The sequence below is a fragment of the Candidatus Pelagibacter communis genome, from assembly GCF_001179945.1.
GTDB classification, from domain to species: domain Bacteria; phylum Pseudomonadota; class Alphaproteobacteria; order Pelagibacterales; family Pelagibacteraceae; genus Pelagilacustribacter; species Pelagilacustribacter ubique_A.
Genome location: NZ_CVSG01000066.1, coordinates 1 through 9,848 on the forward strand (window position 1 = coordinate 1; position 9,848 = coordinate 9,848).

Annotated in this window: 11 protein-coding genes and 1 tRNA gene; 11 read left to right on the forward strand and 1 reads right to left on the reverse strand. The window is 30.2% G+C overall.

What is annotated here, in order from left to right; all coding sequences use genetic code 11:
• The 7 genes from AMN78_RS01985 to AMN78_RS02015 all read left to right on the forward strand — a co-directional run.
• Positions 1 to 687: SufD family Fe-S cluster assembly protein (locus AMN78_RS01985; protein WP_179850598.1), on the forward strand; the 687-nt coding region annotated here is incomplete at its 5' end.
• Positions 687 to 1,421: a Fe-S cluster assembly ATPase SufC gene (gene sufC, locus AMN78_RS01990; protein ID WP_075533929.1), complete on the forward strand. Its 735-nt coding sequence runs from the start codon at positions 687 to 689 to the stop codon at positions 1,419 to 1,421. The genes AMN78_RS01985 and sufC, both read left to right, overlap by 1 nt.
• Positions 1,421 to 2,662 (forward strand): Fe-S cluster assembly protein SufD, encoded by a 1,242-nt coding sequence (gene sufD / locus AMN78_RS01995; protein WP_075533930.1) that lies wholly within the window; start codon positions 1,421 to 1,423, stop codon positions 2,660 to 2,662. Before sufC ends, sufD begins: the two co-directional genes overlap by 1 nt.
• On the forward strand, positions 2,652 to 3,869 hold the full coding sequence (locus AMN78_RS02000; protein ID WP_075533931.1) for an aminotransferase class V-fold PLP-dependent enzyme: 1,218 nt from the start codon (positions 2,652 to 2,654) through the stop codon (positions 3,867 to 3,869). The genes sufD and AMN78_RS02000 overlap by 11 nt, the downstream gene beginning before the upstream one ends.
• Positions 3,870 to 4,313 (forward strand): Fe-S cluster assembly sulfur transfer protein SufU, encoded by a 444-nt coding sequence (gene sufU, locus AMN78_RS02005; protein WP_075533932.1) that lies wholly within the window; start codon positions 3,870 to 3,872, stop codon positions 4,311 to 4,313.
• A gap of 3 nt (positions 4,314 to 4,316) precedes the next feature.
• Positions 4,317 to 4,619 (forward strand): SUF system Fe-S cluster assembly protein, encoded by a 303-nt coding sequence (locus AMN78_RS02010; RefSeq protein WP_075533933.1) that lies wholly within the window; start codon positions 4,317 to 4,319, stop codon positions 4,617 to 4,619.
• The gene (locus tag AMN78_RS02015; RefSeq protein ID WP_075533934.1) at positions 4,616 to 4,951 is read left to right on the forward strand and encodes a HesB/IscA family protein; all 336 of its coding nucleotides are present in this window, start codon (positions 4,616 to 4,618) and stop codon (positions 4,949 to 4,951) included. Before AMN78_RS02010 ends, AMN78_RS02015 begins: the two co-directional genes overlap by 4 nt.
• On the opposite strand, the gene glnA is transcribed toward AMN78_RS02015, so the two are convergent.
• Positions 4,948 to 6,354 carry a type I glutamate--ammonia ligase gene (gene glnA / locus AMN78_RS02020; RefSeq protein WP_075533935.1) on the reverse strand — a complete coding sequence of 469 codons (1,407 nt, stop codon included), beginning with the start codon at positions 6,352 to 6,354 and terminating at the stop codon, positions 4,948 to 4,950. The genes AMN78_RS02015 and glnA overlap by 4 nt on opposite strands.
• Positions 6,355 to 6,478: 124 nt before the next feature.
• Between glnA and AMN78_RS02025 the strand changes: the two genes are divergently transcribed.
• The 4 genes from AMN78_RS02025 to tig all read left to right on the forward strand — a co-directional run.
• On the forward strand, positions 6,479 to 7,384 hold the full coding sequence (locus AMN78_RS02025) for a DMT family transporter (RefSeq protein ID WP_075533936.1): 906 nt from the start codon (positions 6,479 to 6,481) through the stop codon (positions 7,382 to 7,384).
• A complete protein-coding gene (locus AMN78_RS02030; protein WP_075533937.1) occupies positions 7,365 to 8,426 on the forward strand; it encodes an MraY family glycosyltransferase in 1,062 nt (353 codons plus the stop codon). Before AMN78_RS02025 ends, AMN78_RS02030 begins: the two co-directional genes overlap by 20 nt.
• A gap of 28 nt (positions 8,427 to 8,454) precedes the next feature.
• Positions 8,455 to 8,539: transfer RNA gene (locus tag AMN78_RS02035), tRNA-Leu, on the forward strand.
• 7 nt (positions 8,540 to 8,546) lie between these two features.
• A partial coding sequence (gene tig / locus AMN78_RS02040) for a trigger factor (protein WP_075533938.1) occupies positions 8,547 to 9,848 on the forward strand: 1,302 nt, incomplete at its 3' end.

Consider the following 9,848-nt stretch of genomic DNA (forward strand, 5'->3'; position numbering starts at 1 on the left):
GTAGAATTAGTAGCCTTAGATGATGCAGAGATAAAATACTCAACAGTTCAAAATTGGTATCCAGGAGACAAAGACGGAGTAGGCGGAATTTATAATTTTGTTACTAAAAGAGGTGCATGTAGAGGTAAAAATTCTAAAATTTCGTGGACGCAAGTAGAGACTGGATCAGCGATAACTTGGAAATATCCAAGCTGTATTTTACAAGGTGACAATTCTGTAGGTGAATTTTATTCAATAGCTATAACTAATAATCATCAAAAAGCAGACACAGGAACAAAAATGATCCACTTAGGCAAAAATACAAAAAGTAAAATTATTTCAAAAGGAATTTCAGCAGGTCTAGCTGATAATACATATAGAGGTCTTGTTGATATTGGAGCAAAGGCTAGAAATTCGAGAAATTATACTCAATGTGACTCATTATTGATGGGCAATAAATGTGGAGCACATACCGTGCCATATATAAGAAATAGAAATTCCTCTTCGACAGTTGAACATGAAGCTACGACATCTAAAATCAACGAGGACCAATTATTTTACTGCAATCAGAGAGGACTGAGTCAAGAAGAAGCAGTTAGCCTTATAGTAAATGGTTTCTGCAAAGAAGTACTACAGCAACTTCCCATGGAATTTGCCGTTGAGGCTCAAAAATTAGTTTCTATAAGTTTAGAAGGGAGCGTTGGATAATGCTACAATTGCAAAATCTGAGGGCTTCAGTAAACGATAAGTCAATTTTAAATGGATTAAATCTAGAGATTAAACCAGGAGAAGTACATGCTATTATGGGACCAAACGGGTCTGGAAAAAGCACCTTAGCAAATATTTTATCTGGTAAAAGTGGGTATAATGTAAGTGGAAGCCTTAAATATGAGGGAAAAAATTTACAAGAAATTCCTATTGAAGAGCGGGCTCAAAAAGGAATATTTTTAGCTTTTCAATATCCTCTAGAAATACCAGGTGTAAATACAACTAATTTTCTCAAAACCTCATTGAATTCAATTAGAAAATCTAAAGGCCAAAGAGAATTAGATACATTAAATCTTTTAAAACTAATTAAAGAAAAAGCTTCTGAGTTAAACATTGATGAAAAATTTTTATCAAGACAATTAAATGTAGGGTTCTCAGGAGGGGAGAAAAAGAAAAATGAAATACTTCAAATGAAACTCTTAGAGCCAAAACTAGCTATTTTAGATGAAACAGACTCAGGTTTAGATATTGATGCATTAAGAATAGTTGCTGATGGGGTAAACTCTCATAAAAATAAGAACAACGCTTTTCTAATTATTACGCATTATCAAAGACTACTCGATTACATTAAACCAGATTTCATTCATGTATTGTCAAAAGGCAAAATTATTAAAACAGGATGTGCCGAATTGGGTCTAGAATTAGAGAAAACAGGTTATGAAAATTTGAAATAATGGAACCTTTATTTAACATAGATTTGAAAAGAATACCTTCCTTCAAAGACAAAGAGACTGCAGATAGAGAAAAAAATTTTGAATTGTTTTTAAAAGGAGGCTTTCCAAATAAAAAAGACGAAAATTGGAAATTTTCTGATCTAAATTTTATAATAAGTAAGAATTTTAAGAATATAACAAACAATGATAATTATAAATTTGACAAAAAAATTGAGCTAATCAATGACTTTGATCATAATAAAATTATTCTCGTAAACGGTTTGTTGAATTCTTATGACTTACAATTTGAGGAAATCGGAAAAGTAAAAATTGAAAGTTTAAAATCATTCGAGGGTTTTAATAATCAAATAATAAATAATCTTGATTATCTTAATAAAGCTTTATCTATTGGTGGGTTTAATCTAGAGGTACAAAAAGACTACAAATGTAAAAAACCAATAATAATTTATAATTATTTTAATTCAAATCTAGATAACAAGATTATTAATAATTCTAATAAGATAAAATTAAGTCAAAACTCCGAACTAACTTTAATTGAATATAATATTGGTGAGAAAAGTAAATTTATTAAAAATACGTTTGAAAAAATTAATATTGATAAAAACGCGGTCTTAAAAAATATTACTTTACAAAAAACAAAAAGTAATGGTTATTTTTATAAGAATATTTCTGGTACGCAAGATTATAATTCGAGTTATCAAAATTTTATATTAAGCTCAGGACTTAAATTTAATAAAATTGAAATTGACATGAATCTAGAAAAAGAGAAAAGTAATTGCTATATTTTATCTGGATTAAATCTAGGTAAAGATGAACATCAAGAAATTAAAACTCAAATTAATCATTTGGCACCGGATTGCAAAAGCTATCAAAAGATTAAAAATGTTTTAGAAAGTGACAGCAACGGAGTTTATCAAGGAAAAATATTTGTTAAAAATATTGCTCAAAAAACAGATGCATATCAACTTAGCAAAGCTTTAATTTTAAATGATAACGCTGAATTTAGTGCTAAGCCTGAGCTAGAAATTTATGCCGACGATGTAAAGTGTTCCCATGGATCTACTTCTGGTAGCATAGATGCTGAAGCTATACACTATTTAATGACCAGAGGTATCGAATTAAGGGCAGCAAAAAAACTTTTAATAAAAGGTTTTCTAAATGAAATTTTTGACAACATACCTGAAGAGAAAATAAGAACTTTTCTAGACAAAAGCATAGAGGTGCAGATTGATGAAATTTGATAATATAAAATCAAAATTTCCAATTTTTAAACAAAAGATCAAAGGCAAACCTTTAATCTACTTGGATAGCGCTAATTCTTCACAAAAACCAAAAGTGGTAATAGATGAGATGTCTAGATTTTATGAAACTGAATTTTCAAATGTAGGAAGAAGTGTACATACCTTAGCAGTTAAAGCCACAAACAAATTTGAGGAAACTAGAGATATAGTTAAATCGTATCTTAATGCTCAACATAGAGAAGAAATAATTTTTACAAAAGGAGCTACAGAGGCAATTAACTTAGTGGCCAGTACTTATGGTGAAAAATTTGTCAAAGAGGGTGATGAAATTCTTGTGACTGAACTAGAGCATCATTCAAACTATGTACCTTGGCACTATTTAAGAAAAAAAAAAGGAGCAGTTATTAAATTCGCATCGGTGAATGAAAGTGGAGATATAGACATTGATGAGTTTAAAAATCAAATTACCGAAAAAACTAAGATGATTGCTTTTACTCATATTTCGAATGTAACGGGAACAATTCTGCCTATTAAAAAAATTACAGATTTAGCAAAATCAAAAAATATTCCGGTTTTAATTGACGGGACGCAGGGCGCCCCCCATTCAGCTCTTAATGTACAAGATTTAGGATGTGATTTTTATGCTATTTCTTGCCATAAAATGTATGGCCCAAATGGACTAGGCATTCTGTATGCTAAAAAAAAATGGGTAGATGAATTGCCGCCATATCAAGGAGGTGGTGGAATGATTAATGAAGTAAAAAAAGACGAAATCACTTACGCAGACTCTCCTAATAAATTTGAAGCAGGAACAATGCAAACAGCAGAGGTAGTTGCTTTTGCAAACTCAATAAAGTTTATTCAAGATTTTGGAATAAAAAATATTGAAAAACATGAAAGTCAGATTCTTGAGTATGGTTTAGAAAAATTAAGAAAAGATAATTCTGTTAATATTATTGGGAATCCCAAAAATAGAGCATCAATAATTTCTTTCACAATAAAAGGAATTCATCCTCATGATATAGCAACAATTTTAGATGATGATGGGGTTGCAATTCGAGCTGGCCATCATTGCTGTCAAATTTTACATGATAAATTGGGAATACCTGCTTCTGCAAGAGCCTCAATTGGAGTTTATAATAGTAAAGATGATATTGATGTTTTAAGCGAGTCAATTAAAAAATGTAAGAAAGTATTTCAGATTTAAATGGAACTAAAAGAACTATATCAAGAAATTATATTAGATCATGCGAAGAATCCCAGAAACAAAGGTAAGTGTGAAGGTTACAATCATGACGCCAAAGCACATAATCCCCTATGCGGAGATAAAGTTCATATTTATTTAAAATTAGAAAAAGACAAAAATATCTCAGACCTTAGTTTTGAAGGTGAAGGATGTGCAATTTCTTTAGCATCAGCTTCTATTCTCACGGATACTTTAAAAGGTAGAGATTTACAATTTTCAAAAAAAATCACAGACGATTTTTTAAATATGTTAAAACACAAATCGAAGATCACTTTAAACAGCCTATCAGAAAACCAAATAACAACTATATCTTCTTTATCAGGAGTTCAGGAATTTCCAATGCGAATTAAATGTGCTACAATGGCATGGCATACTCTTTTATCAGCCTTAAAAAAAAAGATATAAATTATGAATGATTTAAAAGAAAAAATAATTAATGAGATAAAAAAAATTTACGATCCAGAGATTCCAGTTAATATTTTTGAATTAGGCTTAATCTATAAGATTGAAGTTATTGAGAACAAAAAAGTATTGATAGAAATGACTTTAACCTCTCCTAACTGTCCTGTAGCTGAGAGTTTGCCTAACTCTGTAAAAGAGAATATATTAAAAATTGTTGGGGTAGAGGATGTTGAACTAAAATTGGTTTGGGACCCTCCATGGACAAAAGAAAAAATGTCAGAAGCAGCTAAGCTAGAATTAAATCTATGAGTGAGCAAATAATTAAATTAAGTGATAATGCAGCCGAAAGAATAAAACAAATAATGTCTAAAGCAGAAAACTCTGCAATCGGAGTACGAGTGGGTGTAAAATCCGGAGGTTGTGCAGGAATGTCTTACGTAATGGAATATGCAAATGAAATTAAACCTAATGAAGAGGTAATTGAAGAAAAAGGAGTAAAAGTTTTTATTGATCCTAAAGCTATAATGTATTTGCTCGGTACAGAAATGGATTATAAAAAGGAAAAGTTTTCTTCACAGTTTATTTTCAAAAATCCTAATGAGACTGAGCGTTGCGGTTGCGGGGAGTCTTTTAAAGTTTAGCCACTATAATACATCTCGAATTCTATTGGATGAGGTGTATGCTCAAAATTATAAATTTCTTGGAACTTTAACTCAATATACGCGTCTATCTGATCGTCAGTAAATACTCCACCCTCAGTTAAGAATTTTCTGTCCTTGTCAAGATTCTGCATTGCTTCTCTTAAAGACCCACAAACCGTTGGGAGTTTTTTAACTTCATCTTCGGATAGTGAATAGAGATCTTGATCAAAAGCTTTACCCGGATCAATTTTATTCTTAATCCCATCAATACCTGCCATTAACATTGATGCAAAAGTTAAGTAAGGATTGCCCGCAGCATCTGGGAATCTTATTTCCATTCTTGCTGCTTTAGGGTTCATTATAACCGGTATCCTGCACGATGCGGACCTATTTCTAGCAGAGTAAGCCAATATCACTGGTGCTTCAAAACCAGGTATTAATCTTTTATAGCTATTAGTAGTTGCGTTAGAAAATGCGTTTATCGCTCTTGCATGTTTTAAGATTCCGCCGATGTAATAAAGAGCTTCCTTTGAGAGACCTGCATACTCTTTACCCATAAATAAAGGAGTGTTACCTTTCCAAATTGATTGGTGACAATGCATTCCAGAGCCGTTATCTCCTTTAACAGGTTTGGGCATAAAAGTTGCGGTTTTACCAAATGAATGAGTTACCATTTGTACTGCATATTTATAAAGTTGAACATTATCAGCTTGATTAGTTAATGTTCCAAAATACATACCTAGCTCGTGTTGACTTGGAGCAACCTCATGGTGATGTTTTTCCACCTTCACGCCCATATCTTTTAGAGCTTTAAGATATTCACCTCTCATGTCTTGAGCACTGTCTACTGGAGGAACAGGAAAATAACCGCCTTTAATCCCTGGCCTGTGACCTAAATTACCATTTTCATATTTTTTCCCGGTATTGTAAGGACCTTCTGAACTATCAATTGCAAAGCTTGTTTCGTTCATATCATTTTTGAATCTTACATCGTCAAATACAAAAAATTCGGGCTCGGGTCCGAAATAAGATTTATCTCCAATACCTGTTTTTTTTAAATAAGCCTCAGCTTTTTTAGCTGTTCCTCTTGGATCTCTTTCATAAGGATCTTTTTTTACTGCATCTAAAATATCACAGAAAATATTTAAAGTTGTATGAGAATTAAATGGATCGATTATTGGCCTTTCAAGATCAGGTTTTAAAATCATGTCAGACTCGTTTATAGCCTTCCAACCTGCGATAGACGAGCCATCAAAAAACACTCCTTTGTCAAGCATATCCTCATCAACAACCGTTGCGTCCATTGTTAAATGCTGTAGCTTACCCTTTGGATCAGTAAATCTTAGATCCACGAATTCTACTTGTTTGTCCTTCATGAGTTTAAGAATATTTGATGAACTCATTTTGCTCCTTAAGTGTTTTATTGTTTTAATTTTGAACTGACAATATATAAGGTGTTTCTTTAGAGTATAACTAAAAATATATATCAGGTATGCATTAATCACATGAATACAATTTTAACTTGAAATGAGAGAAGCAAACTCCATAGATTTATCACTATTAATACTACTGTCTATTATTTGGGGTTCCGCTTTCTTTAACATAAAGATAGCAACTTATTCCTACGAACCTTTTACCCTTGCTTTGGTAAGAGTGATATTTGCCAGCATCCCGTTAATTTTTTTATGTAAATTTAAAAGAATAAAAATTGAGGCATTTACCAGAAATTGGAGATTATACGCTTTGATTGGATTGTGTAATATTTCTATACCATTTGTTTTGATCGCGATAGGAACTTCGATGATTAATAGCTATTTAGCGGCAATTTTAATGAGCACTACACCTTTGAGTGGATCAATTTTAGCACATTTCTTTTTGAAAGATGAAAAATTATCAGTCCTAAAATCGCTAGGAGTCTTAATTGGCTTTAGTGGTATAATTTTATTATTTTTTGACAAAGTAATCATTAATAGTGAAAATTACATCTATGCTTTGATAACTATATTAGGATCAACATTTTACTGTATTGGTGGATTACTAACTCTAAAATTAAGAAACAAAAAAAACGAGAATGTCACGACGTCTACAACATTATGGTCAGTAATTTTCCTTTTACCTTTCTCAATAATAATTGAAACACCTTGGAATTCTAATCCCACTTTAGCTTCAACTATTTCATTGCTTTATTTGGGTGTAGTAGCAACTGGTTTTGCTTGGTTGATAAGATTTAGAATTTTGACTGTAAATGGATTAGTTTTTCAAACTCAAGTGGCATATTTAATTCCTATTTTTGGAATTTTTTTCGGCTATTATTTAATGGATGAAATAATAACATGGAGAGTTTTATTATCTTTAGTTATAATTCTTTCAGGAATTTATATTTTTAAAAAAAACAACAAAGGTTTAAAAACAAATGGGAAACGAGTCGGTTGAAGCAAGCTTTCTATCTATTTTTGCATTAATAAGTTTTTTTATTTTTCTTATAATTAGCAAGTATTCTCATAAAATTAAAAGTGGATTATTATTAGACTCAGATTTTCACAAACCTCAATCGTTTCACCAACAGCCAATTACAAGAAGTGGAGGAGTAGCAGTTTTGTTTTCTTTGTTAATTTTTTTTGAAATTTATTATTTGCTTTTTTCAAAGGTTTTATTCGACTATATTTTCTTAAGTTCCTTAATATTTTTTATAGGTTTTTTAGATGATCTTAAAATTAATATTACGCCCTTTAAAAGATTAGTAGCTATGATTATAGTCTTGTTTTTATTTGTATATTTTTTTCAGATTAATATTCTACATATAGATTTAGTTTTTTTGAAATCAATTACCAATAATCATTTTCTAGCACCAATTTTCGTACTCTTATGTTTTTTATTTATAATAAATGGAGCAAATTTAATAGATGGATTTAATGGAATGCTCACAATTCATCTAATTATAATTAATTCAATACTTACTTATATTAATTTAGAAAATTTAAATTTTGAATTTTCTTTTATACTTATAGGTCAAATAATTATTTTATTTTCTTTTTTATTATTTAATTTTCCTTCAGCAAAAATTTTTCTTGGTGATGGCGGAGCATATCTTTTGGGTTCTTTAATAGCTTTTAATGTGATTACTACTAACAATTTATATTCAAATATCTCATCTTTCTTTTATTGCACTCTTTTATTTTATCTTTTTTTTGAAGTATTTTTTTCCTTTTTTAGAAAATTATACAGTAGAAAATCTCCTTTTTATCCTGATGATAGCCACTTGCATATGCTCAGTTTTTATAAAATATCAAATGTTTACGGAAAAGAGAAAAGCAACTTTTTAAACTCAATTATAATTAACGTTGGTTATTTCATTTTAATTCTACCAGGTATTTATTTTTCAGATAACCCAAGCTTAAGTAGATATTGGTTTTTTATACTTTTGTTAATTTATATGTTTATTTATTCCAGACTTTATCGTTTAACAAAAAATTAATTTGATATATAAAACAATCTTTAAAGCGGGGCAAGTGGCGGAATTGGTATACGCGCTGGTCTTAGAAACCAGTGCCGCAAGGCTTAAGAGTTCGAGTCTCTTCTTGCCCACCAAATAATTATGAAAGTAGAAGTAAAATCAAAAAAAGGGCTTAGAACAATCCTATCTGTATTCGTAGATAAAAAAAACATACAGATAAAAATGGACCAAAGACTTAATGAGCTTCAAAAAGAAATAGCCTTGAAAGGTTTCAGACCAGGAAAGGTTCCTCCAGAAATAATTAAAAGTCAGTTTGGTAAATCAATTTATGGAGAGGTAGTCGATAAAATTTTAAGAGAAACTTCTACAAAAGCTATAGATGAAAAAAAATTGAAAGTCGCAGGTCAGCCAAAAATAGATTTAAAACAGTTCGGTGAGGGCAAAGATTTAAACTATGAACTCCAGATAGATTGTTTGCCCAATGTGACTTTAAAAAACTTTGATAAATTTAAAGCTACAAATTATATAATAAAAATTGAAAATAAAATAATTGATGAAAAAATAGATCAACTAGCTAGCCAAAATAAACAATTTGTGGAAAAAAATGAAAACGAAAAAGCAATTAACGGAGATCAAGTTACTTTTGATTACTCTGCTACAGTTGATGGAGATAAATTTGAAGGAAGCGAAGGAAAAGGTGTTCAGCTTGAGTTAGGAAAAGATCTTTTTTTAAAGGGTTTTGATAAGCAACTTGTTGGTGTTAAAAAAAATGATTCAAAGACATTAACAGCTACACTTCCATCAAATCACCCCAAAAAAGAACTTGCTAACAAAAACACTAAATTCGATTGTAAAGTTTTACATGTAAAAAAACCTAAAGCCATTAAAATAGACGATAATTTCGCTAAATTAATGGGAGCAAAAGATATCAAGGATCTAAGATCTCTGATTGAAAAACAAATCTCAAGTCAATATTCTCAAGCACTAAACGCAATTACTAAAAAAGAAATATTAGACCAAATCGCGAAAAATCATGAGGTAGATTTACCACAAAATTTGATTGATCAAGAAGTTTCAATCATGACTCAGAATCTTAAGTCAGAAGATAAAGAAAAGCACAAATCTAATAATGAAAAGTTAGCAAAATCTAGAATAAAACTTGGTTTACTACTAAATGAATATGGAGAAAAAAATAATTTAAAAGTATCAGATGAAGATGTAAGAAATGAAATACAAAAACAAATAAAAGGCATGCCTGGTCAAGAAAAAATGATTTTGGATTATTATCAAAAAAATCCTAGTGCCTCTCAAGCTTTGAGAGGCTCTTTGTATGAAGAAAAAATAATTGAGTTAATTAAATCAAAAATTAATCTTAATTCTAAAGAGTTAAATACTAAAGAAGCTGAAAAAATAATTGCTGAATTTAATAAGCCAAATGTAGAT

Excerpts from the sequence above, each read along its gene's own strand:
- sufU (WP_075533932.1), top strand. The coding sequence starts at position 3,870 with ATGGAACTAAAAGAACTATATCAAGAAATTATATTAGATCATGCGAAG.
- sufC (WP_075533929.1), top strand. The coding sequence starts at position 687 with ATGCTACAATTGCAAAATCTGAGGGCTTCAGTAAACGATAAGTCAATT.
- AMN78_RS02025 (WP_075533936.1), top strand. The coding sequence starts at position 6,479 with ATGAGAGAAGCAAACTCCATAGATTTATCACTATTAATACTACTGTCT.
- AMN78_RS02010 (WP_075533933.1), top strand. The coding sequence starts at position 4,317 with ATGAATGATTTAAAAGAAAAAATAATTAATGAGATAAAAAAAATTTAC.
- glnA (WP_075533935.1), bottom strand. The coding sequence starts at position 6,354 with ATGAGTTCATCAAATATTCTTAAACTCATGAAGGACAAACAAGTAGAA.
- sufD (WP_075533930.1), top strand. The coding sequence starts at position 1,421 with ATGGAACCTTTATTTAACATAGATTTGAAAAGAATACCTTCCTTCAAA.
- AMN78_RS02015 (WP_075533934.1), top strand. The coding sequence starts at position 4,616 with ATGAGTGAGCAAATAATTAAATTAAGTGATAATGCAGCCGAAAGAATA.
- AMN78_RS02000 (WP_075533931.1), top strand. The coding sequence starts at position 2,652 with ATGAAATTTGATAATATAAAATCAAAATTTCCAATTTTTAAACAAAAG.
- AMN78_RS02030 (WP_075533937.1), top strand. The coding sequence starts at position 7,365 with ATGGGAAACGAGTCGGTTGAAGCAAGCTTTCTATCTATTTTTGCATTA.